At 43.1% G+C, this 21,559-nt stretch carries 19 protein-coding genes; 10 read left to right on the top strand and 9 right to left on the bottom strand.

Going from position 1 to position 21,559, the window contains the following annotated elements; all coding sequences use genetic code 11:
* Positions 1 to 247: 247 nt before the first annotated feature.
* Positions 248 to 1,969, bottom strand: a complete 1,722-nt coding sequence (locus tag F6K64_RS25555; protein ID WP_287266718.1) for a calcium-binding protein — start codon at positions 1,967 to 1,969, stop codon at positions 248 to 250.
* Between the two features lie 1,131 nt (positions 1,970 to 3,100).
* Here F6K64_RS25555 and F6K64_RS25550 point away from each other — a divergent pair.
* Complete coding sequence (locus F6K64_RS25550; RefSeq protein ID WP_287266716.1) at positions 3,101 to 3,337, top strand: hypothetical protein; 237 nt, start codon at positions 3,101 to 3,103, stop codon at positions 3,335 to 3,337.
* Between the two features lie 82 nt (positions 3,338 to 3,419).
* On the opposite strand, the gene F6K64_RS25545 is transcribed toward F6K64_RS25550, so the two are convergent.
* Positions 3,420 to 3,689, bottom strand: coding sequence for a hypothetical protein (locus F6K64_RS25545; RefSeq protein WP_287266714.1), 270 nt, complete (start codon positions 3,687 to 3,689; stop codon positions 3,420 to 3,422).
* Between the two features lie 584 nt (positions 3,690 to 4,273).
* On the opposite strand from F6K64_RS25545, the gene F6K64_RS25540 reads away from it, so the two are divergent.
* From F6K64_RS25540 to F6K64_RS25530, 3 genes are all read left to right on the top strand, one after another.
* Complete coding sequence (locus F6K64_RS25540; protein WP_083374122.1) at positions 4,274 to 4,441, top strand: tetratricopeptide repeat protein; 168 nt, start codon at positions 4,274 to 4,276, stop codon at positions 4,439 to 4,441.
* 424 nt (positions 4,442 to 4,865) lie between these two features.
* Positions 4,866 to 5,465: a hypothetical protein gene (locus F6K64_RS25535; RefSeq protein WP_008187516.1), complete on the top strand. Its 600-nt coding sequence runs from the start codon at positions 4,866 to 4,868 to the stop codon at positions 5,463 to 5,465.
* A 206-nt stretch (positions 5,466 to 5,671) separates the two neighbouring features.
* Positions 5,672 to 6,130 (top strand): tyrosine-type recombinase/integrase, encoded by a 459-nt coding sequence (locus F6K64_RS25530; RefSeq protein ID WP_287253438.1) that lies wholly within the window; start codon positions 5,672 to 5,674, stop codon positions 6,128 to 6,130.
* Positions 6,131 to 6,259: 129 nt separating this feature from the next.
* Here the strand turns inward: F6K64_RS25530 and F6K64_RS25525 are convergent, their stop codons facing one another.
* Positions 6,260 to 7,171, bottom strand: coding sequence for an Rpn family recombination-promoting nuclease/putative transposase (locus F6K64_RS25525; RefSeq protein ID WP_008187514.1), 912 nt, complete (start codon positions 7,169 to 7,171; stop codon positions 6,260 to 6,262).
* A 655-nt stretch (positions 7,172 to 7,826) separates the two neighbouring features.
* Here F6K64_RS25525 and F6K64_RS25520 point away from each other — a divergent pair.
* Positions 7,827 to 8,123 (top strand): hypothetical protein, encoded by a 297-nt coding sequence (locus F6K64_RS25520; protein ID WP_008187512.1) that lies wholly within the window; start codon positions 7,827 to 7,829, stop codon positions 8,121 to 8,123.
* Between the two features lie 390 nt (positions 8,124 to 8,513).
* Positions 8,514 to 8,648: a hypothetical protein gene (locus F6K64_RS25515; RefSeq protein ID WP_267872068.1), complete on the top strand. Its 135-nt coding sequence runs from the start codon at positions 8,514 to 8,516 to the stop codon at positions 8,646 to 8,648.
* Between the two features lie 2 nt (positions 8,649 to 8,650).
* On the opposite strand, the gene F6K64_RS25510 is transcribed toward F6K64_RS25515, so the two are convergent.
* The 3 genes from F6K64_RS25510 to sufC are packed head-to-tail and all read right to left on the bottom strand — an operon-like array spanning position 8,651 to position 12,049.
* The gene (locus F6K64_RS25510; RefSeq protein ID WP_287266713.1) at positions 8,651 to 9,913 is read right to left on the bottom strand and encodes a SufS family cysteine desulfurase; all 1,263 of its coding nucleotides are present in this window, start codon (positions 9,911 to 9,913) and stop codon (positions 8,651 to 8,653) included.
* Position 9,914: 1 nt separating this feature from the next.
* Positions 9,915 to 11,261: a Fe-S cluster assembly protein SufD gene (gene sufD, locus F6K64_RS25505; protein ID WP_287266712.1), complete on the bottom strand. Its 1,347-nt coding sequence runs from the start codon at positions 11,259 to 11,261 to the stop codon at positions 9,915 to 9,917.
* On the bottom strand, positions 11,261 to 12,049 hold the full coding sequence (gene sufC, locus F6K64_RS25500) for a Fe-S cluster assembly ATPase SufC (protein WP_070392943.1): 789 nt from the start codon (positions 12,047 to 12,049) through the stop codon (positions 11,261 to 11,263). The genes sufD and sufC overlap by 1 nt, the downstream gene beginning before the upstream one ends.
* 406 nt (positions 12,050 to 12,455) lie before the next feature.
* Between sufC and F6K64_RS25495 the strand changes: the two genes are divergently transcribed.
* Positions 12,456 to 12,617: a hypothetical protein gene (locus tag F6K64_RS25495; protein WP_154659865.1), complete on the top strand. Its 162-nt coding sequence runs from the start codon at positions 12,456 to 12,458 to the stop codon at positions 12,615 to 12,617.
* 39 nt (positions 12,618 to 12,656) lie between these two features.
* Here the strand turns inward: F6K64_RS25495 and sufB are convergent, their stop codons facing one another.
* Complete coding sequence (sufB, locus tag F6K64_RS25490; RefSeq protein WP_008187504.1) at positions 12,657 to 14,096, bottom strand: Fe-S cluster assembly protein SufB; 1,440 nt, start codon at positions 14,094 to 14,096, stop codon at positions 12,657 to 12,659.
* Positions 14,097 to 14,487: 391 nt separating this feature from the next.
* Here sufB and sufR point away from each other — a divergent pair, with 391 nt between their 5' ends.
* Positions 14,488 to 15,153 (top strand): iron-sulfur cluster biosynthesis transcriptional regulator SufR, encoded by a 666-nt coding sequence (sufR, locus tag F6K64_RS25485; protein ID WP_287263317.1) that lies wholly within the window; start codon positions 14,488 to 14,490, stop codon positions 15,151 to 15,153.
* 121 nt (positions 15,154 to 15,274) lie between these two features.
* Here the strand turns inward: sufR and F6K64_RS25480 are convergent, their stop codons facing one another.
* Complete coding sequence (locus F6K64_RS25480) at positions 15,275 to 15,619, bottom strand: hypothetical protein (RefSeq protein WP_287266710.1); 345 nt, start codon at positions 15,617 to 15,619, stop codon at positions 15,275 to 15,277.
* Here F6K64_RS25480 and F6K64_RS39090 point away from each other — a divergent pair.
* Both F6K64_RS39090 and F6K64_RS25475 read left to right on the top strand, forming a co-directional pair.
* The gene (locus F6K64_RS39090; RefSeq protein WP_502708071.1) at positions 15,528 to 15,716 is read left to right on the top strand and encodes an NDH complex assembly factor CRR9; all 189 of its coding nucleotides are present in this window, start codon (positions 15,528 to 15,530) and stop codon (positions 15,714 to 15,716) included. The genes F6K64_RS25480 and F6K64_RS39090 overlap by 92 nt on opposite strands.
* Positions 15,717 to 16,928: 1,212 nt before the next feature.
* Positions 16,929 to 17,858 carry a hypothetical protein gene (locus tag F6K64_RS25475; RefSeq protein WP_008187481.1) on the top strand — a complete coding sequence of 310 codons (930 nt, stop codon included), beginning with the start codon at positions 16,929 to 16,931 and terminating at the stop codon, positions 17,856 to 17,858.
* Positions 17,859 to 18,176: 318 nt separating this feature from the next.
* Here the strand turns inward: F6K64_RS25475 and F6K64_RS25470 are convergent, their stop codons facing one another.
* Positions 18,177 to 20,750: a HEAT repeat domain-containing protein gene (locus F6K64_RS25470; RefSeq protein ID WP_287266709.1), complete on the bottom strand. Its 2,574-nt coding sequence runs from the start codon at positions 20,748 to 20,750 to the stop codon at positions 18,177 to 18,179.
* Positions 20,751 to 21,559 lie beyond the last annotated feature (809 nt).

Raw genomic sequence — 21,559 nt, 5'->3', positions numbered from 1 at the left:
TTATTTTCGACGGCGACGCTAAAATAAACAACGGCAAAAAGCAAGGTTATGCAAAAATAAAATCACTGAGGGGGTGACATGAGCCCCAAAAAGCTTACTCTATAAGGCTTTGATGCCAATGGGCTCATGGAAGATACAGTCGGAAATTAACCCTCAATTCATTTCCTGGAAGCCCAAACCCTTATAACTACGTCCAAAGTCAGCCCAAAACAGAATGTATATTTTTGTGAATTATCGGCTGAAATTACTACCCAGTAAGGATTTCAGCTTGCATGTCACCCCCCCAGATAAAATCAACATCTGGACTGACATCACCAGATGCAGTGTTTTCCACATAACCAACTAAACCATTTTGGTAGTAAATACCCAAACCAGACCCAAATCCAGACCCAAATACGGATACTGAGTAGTCATCTCTATTGCCAAACACCTGGATTTTATCCCCCTCAGTCCGGTTGAAATCAGTGATTGTGGCATAGCCCGCTCCTTCGTAGAAAGTACCATAAAGATTACCAAGCACAAATATATCTTTACCTAGACCACCTGTTAAGGTGTCGTACTCTCGACTACTGTAGCCATAGCCGTTGATAAAATCATCTCCTGCTTCACCATTTAGATAATCATTTCCAGTACCACCGTAGAGTGTATCATTACCGTCATAACCTAGTAAAGTATCATTACCCGTACCGCCATCAAGAATATCATCTCCTGCTTCACCATTTAGGTAGTCATCTCCTGCTTCACCATTTAGATAATCATTTCCAGTACCACCGTAGAGTTCATCATTACCGTCATGACCTAGTAAAGTATCATTACCCGTACCGCCATCAAGAATATCATCTCCTGCTTCACCATTTAGGTAGTCATCTCCTGCTTCACCATTTAGGTAGTCATCTCCTGCTTCACCGTATATTTTGTTAGGATGATTTGAGTCTAATTGATCTAAGTTTAAACGAGATGTGACTAGGGTATCCAGGGACAACGTTGAGACTTCTTGCACAAAGTGTGCATATATAGGCAAGTATATTTTGTCAAGCTTGTCATTACTTTCTCTAATGAGGAAGTAATCCTCTATGATTGAGGCTTGTTGCTCAAGGTTAAAGCTATTTAAAGCAAGACCTAAATCCTTACGTCTTTGTAACTCTTTCGCCTCGTCTTCATAACCAGAGGGATTGTTGCCAGACGCATAGCCGTTATAATTATATCCTTCTTTGCTGTTTTGGACTGTCAATGCGTCTGTCATGTATGTTAGACCTTGTTTCTCGTACTGCCAAACATGGGTAAGTTCATGCATGAGGATAGCATTTTCTATAGATCCCCATGTGTTAATAGTATATAAAGTTACATAAGCTCTATTATTATTGATTTTACTACTCAAACTCCTATCATCAATTCGCACCAAGCTGTAGTTAATAGAGTCACCAAAGACGCTTTTAGCAACTTCAATTTCCCTGTCAGTTAGTGAGCGTGTATTAAATTTGAGAAAGTCAGCCCCTGTCTCAATTAATTCTGGAATAGGAGTTATTCCTAATCTATTTAAGGTATTATCTACTAGCCAACCGTCCAAACGGTAAAAGTTTTGCCATAATTCTTTGCTGATTAGGCTATTTGGAATTCTTCCAAAATCAGACGGTAGATCGGTAATATATCTAGCTCCGCGTAAAACTACCCCCTCTGTCTTATTTCCCAGCTGATCAGTGAACCAATCAATCTTGTTACCTACAGAAGGATTCAGACCTATTTTGTCAGAACTCCACTCTAGAGCATCTCCGAGATGATCAAATCCGGATTCTAATACGTTACCTGTTTTATCAGCACTCCACTCTAGAGCATCTCCAAGTTTGTCAGAACTCCACTCTAAAGCATCTCCAACATAATCAATTCCGGTTCCAACTAAGTTACCTGTTTTCTGAACAATTTTTTTTGTAATATTCTTTAAGCCACTCACTGCTTTTTTTAAAAAACCCATTTATCATTCTCCTTTTTTAATAACTTTTATATTTGAGAGCGGAGAGGGATAACATTAGATAAGCAGGTACACAAAATTAATTGCACATTTTACAAAGGTCAAAGTCTTGCGGGGGAAAGGTTACAGGGATTGGGAATAGGCAATTAATTCTGCGTAGGTGCTAAAACTCATAAATTAACCCTTCTTTGATTTTCGGGAAGCTCAAATCCTTATAAACTGTTGTGCATTTAAATTGTACAACCACAAGAAACTAAAAGAGTTTCAGGTCTTTTTCCTGATTTAATAAAAGGTCATTTAAATGGGCGACAGCTTAGCTACGTCCAAGATCAGTCCAAAACACAATGTATCTTTTTGTAATATATAGGCTGAACGTATTACCCAGTAAGGATTTTAGTTTGCATGTCACTCCTCTCGGATTTGATAGATAAACCTGAGGGGGTGACATTATCCCTGAAAAGTTTACTAGATAAGGCTTTGAGGCCAGTTGTCTTAGGAAAGATAAACTGGCAAATTGACCCTACGAATGATGTAATGGCAAGCTCAAACCCTTATAACTACGTCCAAGGTCAGACCAAAACAGCATGTATCTTTTTGTTACATATCGGCTGAACGCAATACCCAGCAAGGATTTTAGCTTGCATGTCACCCCCTCAGTAGATAAACCTAAAAAGTATTATCAATGATTGATTATAAACAAGATTAAACCTCTTGTAGAAGCCATTCGTAATATATTTGCCAAATTGGCAATTTTTGATTTAACACATGCGGCTCTTCCGTTCTTCCGTTTTTTTTCAAACTTACTGAACTCGCCTGTCCCTCTACCTTCAACATAGTGGCGGGCGCATCTGAGGGCTTACTCGTCCTTCCATTACATTAACCCTCAGCATATAAGCGGCAATATTTTAGACCCTACCATCTATATGACCCTTGGCATAGTGGAGACACTACGCGACCGCCAAAGGTCACGCTGCGCTCCTGAAGTGTTCGCTTCCGCGTGGCCAAAAGCTTCAGCTTCTGCCAAAGGCGATGAAGTGTTCGCTTCCGCGTGGCCATCGGCCTCAGCTTCCGCGCCAAAGGCGATCGCTAAGTGGATGATTACTCTAGTTCAATACAGAGTCTGAAGATTACTTGATGTCTCAAACCGGCTCTGCTGAAACCATCGGAGAAGATGAGTCTTACGCCCGGTGTTTTTTTGCACTCAAAAGCCTTCAAAGATATATGGGGCAAGGGTTTTACGCCCGGCACTTTCGAGGTTTTCAACCCCGAACAGCTGAAGGGTCAGACTCGTATCAAGGGAATCCCTCCGGTCATAGTTGGCCTTTACTGGAACAGCAGAAAGTACTTTTTGGGGAAGTTAAGAAGTATTGAAGTTGAAACCCTTATGGCTCGTTGGATTTAGATCAGACTTAAGCTGTCCGAAGATTTGCAGCTAGTTCACCAAAGGCAATAGTTACAGGGGTTTCAGCTGAGCTGAATGTGCTGCCAGCTGGCGGGGGGAGCCCAGATTACCTGGAAGTCTTGTACCGTCAGGCTTCCAGGTAATCAACAGGAAAACTTCCGACCAAATCCCAAACGTGTACGCTTCCATGGATGCAGCAATTTCAGGGAGAATCTGGTAAGCACGATGGCTGTGATGTACCAAATCCGTTCCGCATGGAGGGAAACCAGCAGCATCGATGATTTCCAAGCCATGGAACACACAAAAACACTTCCCGCCCATGCCAACACAAGATTTGTGTGTTTTTAAGTTTTTATGATTACCCATCAAAAAGTTAACTTAGTTCCCTTTGGCCTGTGTTAGTAATAATAACTAGGTCAATTCGTAGGCGTAATTCCTCGGAATTTGTAGTGCCGGTAATCCCCATTTAAGGCATTAAAATCGTTTTTATTTATCTTTTTCTAGCTGATAGAAAAGATAACAAAAAATGAAATAAGTGGTTTTGTTTGTGACCAATAAGTCTTGTGTTTGTCCTAGCGCCGTTATCGGGATGGCAGTAACTGGAATGTGACTTCTGACAATGGGCGTTAGCAGTATTACGAATTGCGCCTACAAATTGACCTAGTTCTTATTGCTGGAATGTGATACAAAGGACTAAGTTGACTTTTTTAAGCGAGTAATCGTAAAAACTCAAAAATACACAAGACTTATGTTGGTAATGGGTAGGTACACAGAATTGTATGCCGCTTACAATAGGAACTAAGTCGGTGACTCGCAGGATTTATGTCACCAGTTGGTAGGTACACAGAATGGTGTACCGCTTTCCATGAGAACTAGGTAGACATGTCGCTACCAGCCTCAACAACCTGGCTTTACTGTACCTTGACCAGGGGCGGTACCAAGAGGCCGAACCCCTCTACCAACAAGCCTTAAAAATAGCCGAGCAGGTATTAGGTAAAATTCATCCCAATACTCTCCTGATCAACCGCAATCTCACAACCCTACAACTTACAGTTCTACAAAAATACGATTAGCCCACTTTCCGCTTTCCGCGTTCGCGTAGCGTGACCTGCATGTCAATCGCGTAGCATCTCCAAGGCGAGAATCATGCACCATCCAAATCCCAATTCACTGCCTCTACTATGGTTAGATTTAGCATAAGTTATCACTATCAGCTGGTCTTTATGCTAAAGTGAGCGATCGCGCCTATAAGCCTACAAACCAAAAGCGTTGCCTAGAGGGGCTTTAACAGTGCGGGGGCGGAACAAAATGATACACGTATTAGTAGATTCACAATTGGCCGACGAAATCCCTGAAGCTACTGATAATAAAGGTTTATAGCGGTTGTCGTCCGGCTACAACTAGGGTAGAATGAATACGATAAGCGACCGCAGCTGTTTTTGTGCGAAAGGGCTGCGATCGCTGAAAAAGTGAACCGAAATGTAACAAGATCGTAACATGGTCAAAAGATTTGTGAAACATGCCCTAGTTCCAGTGGGCAAGAAAACTCTTGATGGATTTCGAGCTACTGATAACTGGCTATATGTACTTTCCCAAACTCAGGCGGCTGAAACCATTGGGGAAAATGAAAGGAACTTCCGCGAATTCTTGAAATCAAAATGGTTCAAAGATATATGGGGAGAGGAATTCACGCCCGCGATTTTTGAAATAGATCCCTCTAGTCGATGGAGGGGACAAAGTCGCATTAATGGAATTCCGTTGGATATCAATGTCTTGTACTGGACGTACCGGACATCCAAAGGAAACAAAGAAGCATTGAAGTTAACCTCTGCTTTGGCAGGTGACTCTTTGAAGGATCGGTTTCGACTGGCCTTCGGTGATCAAGTAATCACGATAGCTGAGCGAAATAAAGAAATGACTCAGTATGTAGAACGACTGGAAGCAGTTGAAGCCGAGAACAAGCGGCTCAAGACGGACTTGCAGTGGTTGAGTGAAGATTATGCCCAGGATGACCACAAAGATGTAGAAATCAAACGACTGCGGCGAATCCTGCGTCTTAACTGCATCGACCCTGAGGCTCCCGAAAATTATATTTAAAATCGATTAGCCTCAAGACAACCCATCACACTCCATTACCTCTTCCCGTACGCCCATGCGGGATTTTTTGTGCAGATTTTTTCACTTTGTGATTTTAGATCCCGTTACCAAGACGCTATCCCTAGCCAAATCGCACCCACATTGTATTGACTCGGGTACACCCAAACTGTTCAATAAATAGGCATGGCTGTATTGAGGCGTGGGGTATGAAAATCGACCGCCATGGCCAGGCAAAGATTTTAAGCGCAGAGGAAATCCAACTGTTGTTTAATGAAGGGGCAACCCTTAACCCGCCACGAGACCGGGCGCTGTTTGCTGTGATGCTTTACACCGCCTGTCGGGTCAACGAAGCCGTGACCTTAAGAATAAGGGATGTCTTAGATCGCTTTGGTTCCGTGCGCCCCGTGGTTCTATTCAGGAAAGGGAATACAAAGGGTAAGCTTGCCACCCGAACCATCCCGGTACTAGAAGATCTGCGGAAACACTTAACGAACTACCACCCTCCGAAATGGGCAAACTATCTATTCCCTGGGAGGCATGGCAAAGGACATATCACCCCAGATGCCGCCAGCTGGATCCTTAATGAATTAAGTATTTTGCTTGTAACAAACAGGTCTTATGCTCGCCCTAGCGCCGTTACCGGGATGGCAGTAACTGGAAAGTGAGTGATTGTCTCGTTAATCTTTACTTTTGTGGCTTCTGACAAGGAAAATTACCAGTATTTCAGTTCGCCTATCTAAGCAACAATTTTTCGCAAAAACCCAGGAATTTGTAGCTCTTGAAGCAATTTAAACCTACAACCGATCAATCTCATCCATACTCAACCCCGTATATTGGGCAATATCCTGAGCGGATAACCCTGCCGCCTTCATCTGCTTAGCAATCTGCTGTTTTTCTTCCTGTCTACCTTGTTGTCTACCTTGTTGTCTACCTTGTTTTATACCTTGTTTTATACCTTGTTCTATACCTTGTTCCAGAGTTTCATCAATTAAGGTTTGGGTAACATTGTACATATCCCGGTAGACCTTCAGGCTATCCTGATACAGCGCTTGCTCCCTAGATGAGAAATTGGCAATCTCTGCCACATCAAATAGCTGGGCAAACACATCGTCTTGCAACGGTAATGGGGGTTCATTCAACTGGGCTAGGTGTTTAAATAGAAATAACCACTTGTCAAAATGGGATTCCAACTCATCAAGAGACTTGGTAAATTTCGGTAGCTCAACATAAATAAATTTGAGCTTATCGTAGAACACTTCACAGTGCTGATTTTTCAACTCCACCACATGTAGCAGTTCCGAATCGTGCTTGTGGTCATCAAATACAAAATCTAGGATGCCAACCGTATAAACTGCTGTAAGCTCATAGTTCCAAAATCCCTGTTGTGCCTGTTCTTGGATCGGGAAAGTAGAATAATAGACACTTCTATCCTTAAACAAATTTTGCTTGGCCTTCTGCATTTCTACGATGAACCGTTCACCAGTCTCGCTCTGACAATAAATATCAAAAATAGCCCTTCGATCCACTAAGGTATTGCCCAAAAACTCGGGATTTTTAAAGGTGACATCCTTCAGCTGATGATGGGGAGGCAACAGAGTATTCAAGAAGTCGATTAGCAGTGCCTTATTTGGCTCAGTGCCAAAGACACGTTTAAACCCGAAATCTGTGAGCAGGTCAATGTATTTATCTGGCAGCGGGAAAACCATATTAAAATGCTTTGATAGGGAGTCGGGAGTCGGGAGTCGGGAGTCGGGAGTCGGGAGTCGGGAGTCGTGAGTCGGGAACTTCTGATTAGAAATTATAACAATTCCTACAGGGATTGCTATACTATATACCAAACGCATCTAAATTATAGAAGCCTTACTCAGAAGCGATGCAGTGCGGTCTTTGGGGTTTCCCCCATGAGCAACTGCATCAAGACAGAGATTTGACAATTAATAAGCATAAATACTTATCGTATTAATCTCATATCCAGTAGGCATTTCAAAATAAGATGCATTTACTGTGGTGAGTTTTAGGAGGTCAAAATGCCATTACCGATCGCAGCCATAGTAGTTGCAGTAGCAACACCAATTCTTATTAATAAGGGTTTGGAAATCAAGGAAAAAATTGAATAAAAAGTTAGTGATGAGGAACTTGATAAAATTGAACCAATATTATCGAAATTAGGATTAACCAGGGAAGAAATATTAGCTCTAGATACTGAAAAAAAAATATCTAACCAAGTAAAAGCTCGACTTGATAGACTAGATAAAAGGATACAAGATGAAATAATTCAAGAATTACAAGATTGCTTAGATCAAGATGAATATTTTGAGATTGATTATAAATATTAAATTTTAAAATAAATAAGTAACTAAAATGTTTAATAAACAATGGAATACAGAGTATGAGGGAAATATAATATCAGTTTTAAACACTTGGGGAATAATAAATTTTAGTCTAAAAACAAGTGAGGCAAAACTTTATATAAATGGTGAAAAACAAGATGAATGTAACCATATGCTAGTTATGGGAAAAGAACCAATCATGCAAGGAAAAATTGATCTAGGAAATGGTATGTATAAAATAGTCAAAGTATATATGAAATCTGGCTTATTTTCAGTACAAACTAAAATTTGTATAGATGATATTCAAATTGGTGGTGATAGGTTTTAAATAACTTTATGGAAATCCCTATAAATTCTAACTATAGATTTCCATAACATTGCCTAAAAGGGTACAAACTAGGCAATGTTGTGATTTGTATTTGCAGCATGGGCTTTAATACAAGAAGTCGCTAAGGGATGTGATTTTACCATCAAATGTTATGATCTTTGTTTGCGATCGCTATATATACTTAAGAAGCTTAAAAATTAAACAGGGTAGGCATTGCCCACCCTATTTATAGCGCTTCTCATAGCTATGAGGTACACATAATTTGGCGTTGCTGATTCTCAGTATGGTTTCGCCCCCCTAGCCCCCCAATTCTGGGGGGAAAAACTCTCAAAGTCCCCCAAGCGAGCAATCCCTCGCTTGGGGGACCAACGGGGGCTTTAATAAAACTAGATGATCGCGCATTCATTCCTTAATTCAGCAACGCCCATAATTTTTCCCCGATTCCCGATTCCCGATTCCCGATTCCCGATTCCCGATTCCCGATTCCCTAAAACCCAAAAATTTGTACCTGACCCAAATTGCTAGATTCACTCCATAGCACTTCTGAAAAACTCAATTGTTTCTTTCAACGCCACAATAAATCGATCAATCTCTTCAAAAGTATTATAAAAATACAAACTGGCTCGTGCTGTACCAGTTACTCCTAAACGATGGTGCAAGGGTTGAGTACAATGATGTCCAGAACGAATTGCTACACCGTCTTGATCCAACAGGGTAGATACATCACTAGCATCCAATCCTTTAACATTAAATGTTGCTAAGGCTGCCCTACCTTTACCATCTATTGTTGGTTGGGGACCATACATGATTAGATCGGGAATTTCCTGCAACTGCTTAAACAAATAAGCGGTTAATTCTTCTTCATAGCTATGGATAGTATCCATACCCAAGCCAGTCAAATAGTCTACTGCGGCACCAAGTGCGATCGCTTGAGCAATGGCTGGTGTCCCTGCTTCAAATTTATGGGGTAAATCCCCATAGGTGGAGTGATCCAGAAATACTTCGGCAATCATTTCACCACCACCTAAAAATGGAGGCATGGCTTGGAGTAAGTCTAGTTTTCCATACAGAAAGCCAATCCCGGTGGAAGCACACATTTTATGACCCGATGCCACTAGCCAATCACAATTCATCGCTTGGACATCAATGGGCATATGGGGGATACTTTGGCAAGCATCAATCATTACCCTAGCGCCATAGTCGTGTGCGATCGCAATAATTTCGTCTACGGGATTAATACATCCCAAGGTATTGGAAACATGAACCACACTTACCAGTTTGGTTTTCTCAGAAATTAGCTGTCGGAACTGTTGTAAATCAAACTCCTGAGTCTCGGTCAATCCCACATACTTTAGTACGGCTCCAGTTTTCTGAGCAATAATTTGCCAAGGCACCAGATTGCTGTGGTGTTCCATAACCGAGAGAATAATTTCATCTCCCTGGCGCAGATTTTCCAAACCCCAGCTGTAAGCCACTAAGTTAATCGCTTCCGAAGCATTGCGGGTAAAGACAATCTCTTGTCGTGACTGGGCATTTACAAAACTAGCTACCTTATCCCGTGCCCCCTCATAACCGTCTGTCGCTCTAGTGCTAAGGGTATGGACACCTCGGTGAACATTAGCATTGTCCATTTCGTAGTAGTGGCGCAGTGCATCCAGTACCGCTACCGGTTTCTGGGCAGTAGCCCCATTATCAAAGTAAATCAGCGGTTTACCGTTAACCTCCTGGTGCAAAATAGGGAAGTCAGCCCGGACTTGATCAGCAATGGTTTTTTCTTGAGTTAAGGTCATGTTACTGTTGAACGTTATTCCGTTCCCGTTTTGAACTTATGACTGTTTCCGAAAGTCTTTGCCTAAGAGAAGCTAGGGGAATTTGATTGAGTATTTCTGCTACAAACGCATCAATCAACAGGTTACGGGCATCGGTTTCCTTTAGTCCACGACTTTGCAAATAGAAGACTTCATCCGCTTCCAGCTGACTGACTGTAGCACCGTGGGAACATTTGACATTATCAGCTGTAATCTCCAACTGAGGCTTGGTATCAACTCTAGCCTTGGGCGATAGCAACAAATTGCGATTCAACTGAGCTGCATTGGTCAACTGGGCTGCTTGAGGAACAGAAACCTTACCATTAAACACTGCATGAGCACTACCATCTATAATGCACTTTTGCAGCTGATTACTGATCCCATTGGGATGATTCAACATCACCGCACTATGAGTATCTGCCAACTGTTGCTCACTAATCGCGGTTAAGCCATTTAGAATCGTTTCGGTCCCCTCACCCATCTGAAACACCTCCAGAGTATGGCGAGACAACTTCCCCCCAAAGGCTATGCCATGGCAACTATAAAAACTATTCCGAGCTTGTGCGATCGCACTCTTGCCGACATGGAAAGCCTGATTACTTTCCCCATCAACCCGGATATGAGTCACCCTGGCATTCTCCCCAACCCATACCTCGGTCACGGAATTCGTCAAATAAACACCCTGAGCGCTCGCCTCTTGGCCATGGCAATACTCTTCAACTAAACTCAGCTGACTACCAGGCTCCGCCACCACCAAACAACGGGGCTGAAAAAGCCTAGGCACCCCATCAGCCATGGAAACAAACAGCAGATGAATGGGAAGCGTTACCTCAGCATTCCTTGGCAACCAGATCACCGCCACATCAGTCAAACCAGCGGTATTGAGCAGCGTAAACACATCGGTTACGCCCTGGTGCTTGCCCAAATAATCAGCAATTCGACTCTGATACTCTGATGGCAACTCAGCCAAATTCCCTAAAAACACCCCTTCAGGCAATCCAGCCACAGAGGATAGCTCAGGGGCATAAATTCCATTGACAAATACTAATCGGCTGTTCATCGCCTCTGGCAAAACTACCGGACTAATATCCAAGGTGCTTGTATCAAAAGCTAAAGCAGCCTCAAAGGTCTCCTGCAACAGTGGCGACAAATCCGTAAACCGCCATTCCTCATCTTTAGTGGTAGGAATTGCTAACTCCTGAGCAATCCCCCTAGCGTGGTTACTTAGCTCTTGTAACCAATCCATCTCAACCGGATTATCCTGGCGACATTGCTCTAGCAGTGCCGACAAATAAGAAACCTCCCGTTTTACAGAAACTTCCATAGTCATCAGACACTCACCTCAGCAGTCTCGTCTTCCAGCACCCAGTCATAGCCACGGGATTCCAACTCTAGAGCCAACTCCTTACTACCAGTCCTGAGGATACGACCATCTGCCATTACATGAACAAAATCCGGCTCAATATAATTCAGTAAACGTTGGTAGTGAGTAATCAATATCATGGCATTCTCAGCACTTGCCAATTGATTCACCCCATTGGCCACAATCTTGAGAGCATCAATATCCAAGCCAGAATCTGTTTCATCCAAAATCCCCAGTTTCGGTTCTAGAAGTGCCATTTGCAGAATCTCATTCCGCTTCTTTTCTCCTCCAGAGAAGCCTTCATTGAGACTACGCTCTAGAAAGCTGGGATTCATTTTAACAATTTCCAGCTTTTCTTCAACTAAATCCTCAAAATCAAATGTATCAATTTCTTCCAATCCCTTGTGCTTGCGACGGGAATTGTAAGCCACCCGCAAGAAATCTAAATTACTGACACCAGGAATTTCCAATGGATACTGAAACGCCAGAAATACCCCAGCCAAAGAGCGTTCCTCCGGCTCCATTTCTAAGAGATTTTGCCCTAAAAAACTTACCTCGCCTCCCGTTACATCATAGGCTGGATGACCTGCTAATACCTTAGACAAAGTACTCTTACCAGAACCATTTGGCCCCATAATCGCATGGATTTCTCCAGCTTTCACTTCCAGATTCAATCCCTTCAGAATCTGGTTACCATCCACATCTGCCGTCAAATCCCGAACAGACAATATTATTTCACTAGTTTCACTAATCATTTCTACTTGAAATTAAATGCTTTATCCCAGAAGTATTGTTAACAGGTTTAATGTTTAAGGTTAGCAGGTTTAATGTTGAATGTTGAATGTTATTAGGTTTAATGTTGAATGTTATTAGAGGTTGTCTGAGAAGTCTCATTTGCTACATCCAAGCCCCCGTTGGTCCCCCGAGCGAGCAATCCCTCGCTCGGGGGACTTTTAGAAGCAAATTGACTCTTGTTCCCCCCAAAGTTGGGGGGTCAGGGGGGCAAAATTCAGTATCAAAAAACTTTTCAGATATCCTCTTAGGTTTAATGTTTAAGGTCATCAGGTTTAAGGTTTAAGGTTATCAGGTTTAAGGTTGAATGTTAGCTGGTGTAATAAATATTAGACCAGGTGGTGCGTTACGGGACGGACTTTCCCAACAGTGGCTACCGATAAAATGAGGGCGAGCCCGTCCCTAACACACCCTACGCAACTAACTTTCAACAAACTAACCTTCAACCTTCAACCTTCAACCTTCAACCTCCCAACCTTCAACCTGCTAACAACCTCCCAACCTTCAACCTCCCAACCTTCAACCTGCTAACAACCTGCTAAATACCTGCTAACCACCTGCTAACCTTACTTATCCCACTGTACCTTCGAGCTTCAGGCTTAAAAGTTTATCTGCTTCAGCAGCAAATTCCATGGGAAGTTCATTGAAAACATCTTTACAGAAGCCACTCACCATCATGGAGATAGCATCTTCTTCTGAAATCCCTCGTTGAGCGAAGAAAAATAGCTGGTCTTCACCTATTTTGGAAGTCGAGGCTTCGTGTTCCACTTTGCCCATGTTGTTCTGGACTTGAATGTAGGGAAAGGTATTCGCCTCCGCTGTATCCCCAATCAACATGGAATCACACTGGGAATAGTTCCGTGCGCCCTTGGCCTTCGGACCAATTTTCACTAGACCCCGATAGCTATTTTTAGACTTACCAGCAGAAATCCCTTTAGAAATGATGGTGCTGCGAGTATTTTTACCGATATGCACCATCTTGGTACCTGTGTCCGCTTGTTGGAGATTGTTGGTTAGAGCAACAGAGTAGAATTCACCAATGGAATTGTCACCCACTAGAACACAACTGGGATACTTCCAAGTAATCGCGGAACCAGTTTCTACCTGAGTCCAGGAAATCTTTGAATTTACTCCTTTGCACAATCCCCGCTTGGTAACAAAGTTGTAAATTCCACCTTTACCATTTTTATCCCCAGCGAACCAGTTTTGCACCGTGGAGTATTTAATCTCAGCATTGTCCAGGGCAACCAGTTCCACCACAGCTGCGTGCAGCTGGTTACTATCGTACATCGGTGCAGTGCAGCCTTCTAGGTAACTAACATTGCTGCCTTCTTCCGCCACAATTAGGGTACGCTCGAACTGTCCAGTATCTCCATTATTAATCCGGAAATAGGTGGACAGTTCCATCGGGCATTTGACTCCTTTGGGAATATAGACAAAGGAACCATCACTGAAAACAGCTGAATTGAGAGCAGCAAAGTAATTATCTGCCACAGGAACAACACTACCCAGGTATTTCCGCACTAACTCCGGGTGTTCTTGCAAAGCTTCCGAAATCGAGCAGAAAATTACCCCCGACTCAGCCAGCTTCTCTTTGAAGGTAGTGGCGATCGAGACACTATCAAAGATGGCATCCACTGCTACATTAGCCAGCCGCTTTTGCTCAGATAGGGAAATGCCTAATTTATCAAAGGTTTCCAGTAAAGCTGGGTCAACTTCGTCCAGGCTATTGAGTTTTTCCTTCGTCTGTTTGGGTGCTGAGTAGTAGATAATCTTTTGGTAGTCAATGGGAGGATAGGTAACATGGGGCCAGGTTGGCTCTGTCATTTTCTGCCATTGTCGATACGCCTTCAGGCGAAACTCCAGCATGAACTCAGGTTCGTTTTTCTTAGCCGAAATCAGACGGATAATATCCTCATTGAGTCCACGAGGAATGGTATCCGCTTCAATATCTGTGACAAAGCCGTACTTATAGGGCTGGTTGACTAATGTCTTGACAGTGGCAGTCATCGATTTAGTGCTCTCTTATCATTAAGGATTCAACAGAGTTACAAACACAGTGATAGTTTGTTCGCCTTTGACTTTCCCGTAGAGTAGGTTGGCAGGTTGGAAGGTTAGAGGTTGTAGACTGCGGGTAGCGACTGCATCAAGACAGCGGCTTGCTTTTATCGCCGGTTACAACTATGATATACAGCTTCCTCATGCCCACGGGATATTATCTGGTGACTGGGTGGATTAAAACAACGTTTTTGTTGTTTAACTCTATTGTAGGTTATATTAACAACAAACATGTTGTTAAAGTCAAGAGAATTTAGATTTAATAGAAATAACGGTACCGACAAGCACCAAAGGGAAGCCTGAGTGCCCTTCCCCTGTTACCCAATCCCCAACTCCTAAGCCCATGATGCCTACTCAGCAAACTTCCACCAAGCGAGACATCTTACAATATCTCCTCAAACAGGATCGAGCAAGAGCCCAGGAGTTAGCCACAGCCATAGGGGTTAGCCCCCAAGCTATTCGACGTCATCTCAAAGAATTGGAGGCAGAAGGGCTAATTGAGTACAAATCTGTTCAAATTGGCATGGGGCGTCCTCAACATATCTATCACCTCTCTCACAAAGGACGCGATCGCTTTCCCCATCATTACGGAGAGTTTTCCGTTTCCCTGCTCGATACCATGACAGAAACCTTGGGTCGTGAACAGACTAGCACGATTCTACAAAAGCAATGGCAACGTAAAGCTCAAGAATACCGGGAGTGTATAGGAAATGGTACAGTGCGAGAGCGAGTAGGCAAGTTAGTAGAACTGCGTAGACTAGAAGGTTATATGGCAGAGTGGCACACCCTAGAATCAGGTAATTTAAATAATGGCGTTAGCGAGCAGTATATTTTAACCGAATACAATTGTGCTATTTCCAACGTTGCCGAATCTTACCCCAGTGTGTGTGGTCATGAACTGGAAATGTTTGCCGCCGTATTGCCAGATTGTACAGTGGAGCGTACTCACTGGCTCAATAATGGAGAGCATCAGTGCGGCTATTTAATCAAAGGGCCAGCAAATAACTAACATGCCAGTAACTAAGGCTGTAAGCATTCAGCTATCAGCTGTCAGCCGTTAACCACAGGCCCCAAGTTAATACCACCTCAAGTAGCTTGCATGGTAAAGGCTTATAGCGTGGCACAGGCTTCTAGCCTGTTACATACTCCATTAGCTGATAGCTGATAGCTGATAGCTGATAGCTGATAGCTGATAGCTGATAGCTGATAGCTGATAGCTGATAGCTGATAGCTGATAGCTGATAGCTGATAGCTGATAGCTGATAGCTGATAGCTGATAGCTTACAAATTATGTAGTAAACCTTGAAAACCCTTATGGCTGATTCCCAGCAATCCTCAATCCAATTCTTAACTCCGGAAGAATCCGCTGATGTAGACCAAGCATTGCTCTCTTCCCCAGAGAAATTTTTAACTCGTTTAACTATTTCCTCCCTCAGACTGTTGAAGCATATTTCACAAGATACTGGGGTGCCCATGGAAGAGTTGACCCATCAGCAGATCATCGATTGGTTTGAGAAGGACAGTAAGATTCGGCGAGAACAAGGGGTAGAAGCCGCTTTTTTGAAATGGTAAGCCAATAAACAGGTAATATTGTCCCCTTCACTAATTATTACTTGCAGTTGGTAAGTGATAGTTGGTAGTTGGTAAGTAAGCATTCAGCTCTCAGCATTCAGCCGTCAGCGGTCAGGTGTCAGCAGACGTAACATAGATTAAACCAATGCTTACCTGTTTTCTTAAAAAGTACCTCAAGTAGCGTGGGCATAAGCTATCAGCTAATGCGCTTCGCGCAGCGTGCGCGTAGCGCATTAGCTGATAGCTTACCTTGGTAGTTGGTAATTGGTAGTTAACGATTCTCCATCACCAACTATCCAGGGATTATGTTGGATGTGATTCACTGGACTTGATATAATCGGTTAATTATTGACAGTTTACTGCATAGTACTGTTAACAAACAAACCTCAACAAAACCTAATCAAAAATCAGCAATTTAGAGCTTATTTATAAAATAAATATTAATTTTTTTTGGGGTGCGTTAATAAATCGTAACGCACTTATTTAATCTAGTGCTTTTGGGGCTAATTTTAGTTTTGTCACTAGTCAAAACTTACCAATAGTGTAGCTATCAAGCGCCCTACAGCCATTTAATCCTTTACTTTATAAATGACGGTTTAGAGGATTTTGGGTAAAATTATTGATCAAGATCACATAGATGCGTTGTCCTAAATCACAGTCTTGCGTGATCTAAACCGATGAAATGGATATAAGTTACCGCTAGCATTCTTAGGTCAGCTGTTAATACTCAAGGAAATGGTGCATCATGAATACTCAACAAATTCGCTTCGCAGCCATCACGATTTTAGATATTGCCCTATTGTTCACAGTCCCCATCATTATCCAATTATTCTCAAAAATTCCTTAAGTCCAAGGAAGTATGTCTTAGGAATGATCAATGATGTATCGGCACATAATATAGCGTTTCCAAATGAGATGTAAACCTAAGAGGTGTTTTTTGATTTTTAAATAAAACTCTGGATCTCTTTATCCTATTGCCTTTTGCCTATTGTAGGCAAGCAAATTACTGCCATACCTGTGTTTACAACTCATATAAAAACGCTATCAGCACATAGTTTTGCATTAATCGTTTTTCGAGTACAAGCCCCTAACACCTAGCATGGGGTAATTCATTATTAATCATTCATCTTCATCATTCCCTGATCACTGTCGGGATCAGTGGCATTCCTAGTTCAGTTAATTTTAGATATAAAATAAATCTGAAAATGATCAATGAAAGTAATCAATAAATTTCAAAATCTGGTCTTGACCGGAATAATAGTGAGTGTGGGGTTGTGGGCAATACCAGTATCAGCACAAGTGGAGGATGAGCAAGTCAACGATCTTGTAGAAGCACTGCGGCTTTCGGCACCACCCAATCGCCGGAATGATGGCATGTACAGCGACTGGCAAGTAAAACCTGCCATTATCCCTAGCTGGACATCTCAATGTGCAGGACAGGCAATGACACCTGCACAATTTGAAGCCGACCCGACCACAGCACGTAGTGTGGTGGCTTGTATCATCAGACGGGAACTAGAGATTGAATTTAGAGATAGTGGCAACAATGAAATGATTGCTGTTCGCCGTACCGCCTGTTGGTGGATGACAGGAAAACCCTCTGGCTGCAACAGTGGCGCAACTGCTGACTATGTCCAGAGAGTACTCGGCTTTTATCAGCAGCCCCATAGGTCAACACCAGTATTCGCACAAGTAGAGGATCAGCAAGTCAACACTCTTGATCCGCAAGTCAACCCTCTTGATCCGCAAGTCAACGCTCTTGTAGAAGCACTGCGGCTTTCGGCACCACCCAATCGCCCGAATGATGGCATGTACAGTGACTGGCAAGTTTTACCGGGGATTATCCCTAGCTGGACATCCCAATGTGCAGGACAGGCAATGACACCTGCACAATTTGAAGCCGACCCGACCACAGCACGCAGTGTGGTGGCTTGTATCATCAGACGGGAACTGGATATTGAATTGACAGATAGTGGCAACAATGAAATGATTGCTGTTCGCCGTACCGCCTGTTGGTGGATGACAGGAAAACCCTCTGGCTGCAACAGTGGCGCAACTGCTGACTATGTCCAGAGAGTACTCGGCTTTTATCAGCAGCATAGGTCCAGTCAAGCAGTAGTGCCACTAGCCTGGAAATTCTAGTCGCTGTTGACCCTTAACCTTCAGGCTTCTTAGAATTTAGAATTTAGAATGCAGAATTGAGAATTGAGAATTGAGAATTGAGAATTTAGAATTTAGAATTTAGAATTTAGAATTGAGAATTTAGAATTGAGAATTTAGAATTGAGAATTGAGAATTGAGAATTTAGAATTGAGAATTGAGAATTCTACATTCTGCCTTCTGCCTTCTACATTCTACATTCTACATTCTTCATTCTTCATTCTTCATTCTTCATTCTTCATTCTTCATTCTTCATTCTTCATTCTGCATTCTGACCAACAACCTTCAACCTTCAAGCCTTCATGCTGCTTGTCGGGACAACAACAGTTGAACAAAGTTATCACTAACTGTATGGTCTTTAGTATTCGCTGCGTATTGAATTAAGGTTTCCCGCAAGCGCCAAGCAGCATCCCAAGGCAGTAAGGTTGCCAAGAGGAAGTACACGCCGCGAAACCTAGGGTCACTGATATGCTTGTTTGGCAAATCATTTCCTTCACCTAGGAACGTCTGCACGATGAAAAAGTCCTGGATTTTGTCGTGGCGGAAATACCATTCTTTTCGATCATTGCCTGCATGGTCAACAAATAGACGGCAAAATACCATTTTGTGGCGTTCCATGCAAATCAGTTCTTCAAACCATTTGTCAGCTGGTATCGCTACCTCATCTTGCAAGCGCATCTGGTAAACTGTCTCAGCAAATGCCTCTAGGGGAAATTGTCTGAGATAGAGTTGTTCATACTCCTGAGCCATATATTGATACTGCTGTTGCTGCAAATTCAGCAAGTCTGGTTTCTGCCCATGGGCTATCATCTGAGCCACTATGGTCAGGTCCATCGGGTTGGACAGCATCCGACGCACAGTTCTCTGTTCTTCTTCTGATTGGTACTGAGGTAAAACGGTGTCAATATACTTTTCGCAGGCTTGTTTGTACTTTATACCCGAGATGGGAGCATCTGGGGGCATAATTTTATAGCGCGATAGTAAAAATTTCTCAATCTGCTTAGGTTTCAATGGTTGCAGTACATAGGTCGTAGCGCAAGAGGGGGTCTGCCACTCCATGGATTGGGTCCCTATGATAATATTGCCCTTGAAGTAACTTTCCACAAAACTGGTAATCAAGGCTCGTGTGTCTGGAGTGACTTCATTGAGTCCATCAATACAGATATCAATGGCATCACTGTAAATCAGGTCTCGCAAGAAACCAGAGTCTTGGGCGAATCCATGAAGTTTTGCTTGAATCGCTTCGATCACGCCATTAGCGCATTTCTCTGCAGGTAAATAGACGATGATTCGCTTAGATGATTTCACTAAGTGGCGTAGAAACATGGATTTCCCTAATCCTGATTCTCCTTCCAGGACAATGGGTAATTCCAGATCTGGTATTGCTTCTTGAATGGGTTGGGTTATATTTTTTCCCTTCCGCTCGACTTCCAAGTTAGGAAAGTAAGCTTGCTCATCAAAGTTTTCTAAATCCGCATCTGACAGCAAGGATTCCTGGAAGGGCGCAAATAACTTGGAGCGTAGAAAGGGAATCCAAGTTAGGGCTATGCCCACATACCCCAGTCCAAAAAACTTCCGCACCCAGGGATTCCAAAAGAAGATAGCTTGGACTTGGGGGGATTTGGGATAAAGCAGTATCAGTCCCAACCAAAATAGCATATGAGTTAGCCAGATAATCACCCCTTCCCTAAAAATTTTCTGATAACTACGAGAGTCCTGTTCTTCCTGGAGATCATAAAGACCACCACGAACGCTTTCTATCCATCTATCCTGGAAAATTTTCTCCGTGTCTTGCTCTAGCCTTTGGATAACTGTTTCAAATTCCAGTATCGATTGTTCCAATTGCACTTTGGTGAGCTGCTTCTTCTGTTTACCAAGCTTAGAAGCAATTTCGACAAGGGCAGAGGCGGCGGAATCGTGAACATCGATCGATTCATCTGTCAACAAGACTTCTATTAGGTTAGGCACAGCCTGAATCCCTTCCGTTCCCATCTTTCCTAAAGCAGAGGCAGCATAATAACGAACATAGACTGAGCTATCCTTAAGCAACTCAATTAATAGAGGCAAAGCATCCTTAGCTGGCTCTCCAATTTCCCCTAGTACCTCGGTAGCGCGAATCCGGATCAGGATAGATTTATCCTTCCTGAGTCGCTCAATCAGCTGGGGAGCAACATCTTTGGTTTTCTCGGCAATCTGCTCTAGGGCATTGACGCTAGTTATGCGAACCAACAAGGATGTTTCATCCTTTAGGGCTTCAATCAGGTAAGGTACAGCTGACTTGGCTGCCTCTTTTTTATTCCCTAGGGCATAAGCAGCGTTAGCACGAACCTCAGCAGATTTATCATTCCTCAAGGCTTCAATTAGGTGAGGTACAGCCTTATTGGCTTTCTTGCCTAAGTTGCCTAGAGCATAAGCACCATTGGCACGAACTTCAGCAGATTTATCCTTAAGTGCATCAATCAGATCAGGGATAGCTTCATAAGATGCTTCTCCCATCAATCCCAGAGCAGAAGCAGCTTTGGAACGAACTGTCGCCGAGTCATCGTTCCTTAGGGCTTTAATCAACCCAGGGACAGCTTGATACGCTTCCTCTCCCATACTCCACAGAGCAACAGCAGCTCCCTCCCGAACTGCAGCAGATTTATCTGTCTTCAGGGCTTCAATCAGTAAATAGACAGATTTTGAACCACATTGGACTATTGCTTGTTTAGCGGTTGTATTGTCTATATCGTCGAATTTGGCGATATTAGTCTTAATCTCTGCTTGAGTACACCCTTGAGCTAAGGCAGGACTACAGGGCAGCAGTAGCAATGAGCAGCCCAGTAAAAACACCTTGAGCACTGAGGAAGTGGGTTGTTTGATGCACCTAATCATAGAAGTTCTCCAAGGTTTCGTGAGTATAGATACAAGCAATCTCTTCACAAATCCAGTTTTATCTCTCTGAGGGGCTATAAAAGTACCCTTGGGGGTACTCTTGAGGATTCCCCACTCCCTGATATAGCGCTACGCTTAGCGTCAGAAGTTAGAAGTCAGAAGTCAAAGGTGCGCTTTCCGTAGGCGAATTAAATTCGCCACGGGTCGCACCTAAAAGTAAGCTATGACTTACGTTTCGGAGTTTAGGAGCGATGCAGCGCGGTCTTGGGGAGGCAGCGCGGTCTTGGGGAGGCAGCGCGGTCTTGGGGGTCCCCCGGAGACGAAACCTTAGACAGTTGAGCCTTTATGGTTGGTAGGTTATGCAAAAAAGGGTTAAAACTTATTGATTAAGGCTCAACTGTCTTACGGTAACTTCAAACCATGAGCGACTGCCGTGGTTCCCCCCATGAGCGACTGCCGTGGTTTCCCCCATGAGCGACTGCATCAAGACAATGTCCTAACAGTAGCGCGTAGTGCTATATCCAGTCCGGTCGCCTAGGTATTAAGTCTTAGGTATTAAGTTTTAGGTAAGCTATCAGCTATCAGCCATCAGCTATCAGCTATCAGCTATCAGCTATCAGCTATCAGCTATCAGCTAAAGGCTGACTGCTGTTCGCGTAGCGTGCCCGTAGCGCATATGTTTACAGTTTTAAATATTAAGTTTTAGGACGATTAAGTTTTAGAAATATTAAGTTTTAGGTATTAATTCTTAGGTATTAATTCTTAGGTATTAATTCTTGAGTATTAGGGACAAGAGGCGTAGTTGAAGG

The sequence above is a fragment of the Moorena sp. SIO3A2 genome (assembly GCF_010672265.1).
Lineage (GTDB): Bacteria > Cyanobacteriota > Cyanobacteriia > Cyanobacteriales > Coleofasciculaceae > Moorena > Moorena producens.
The sequence above is the reverse complement of the archived record's forward strand: the minus strand, read 5'-3'. Positions and strand labels throughout refer to the sequence as shown.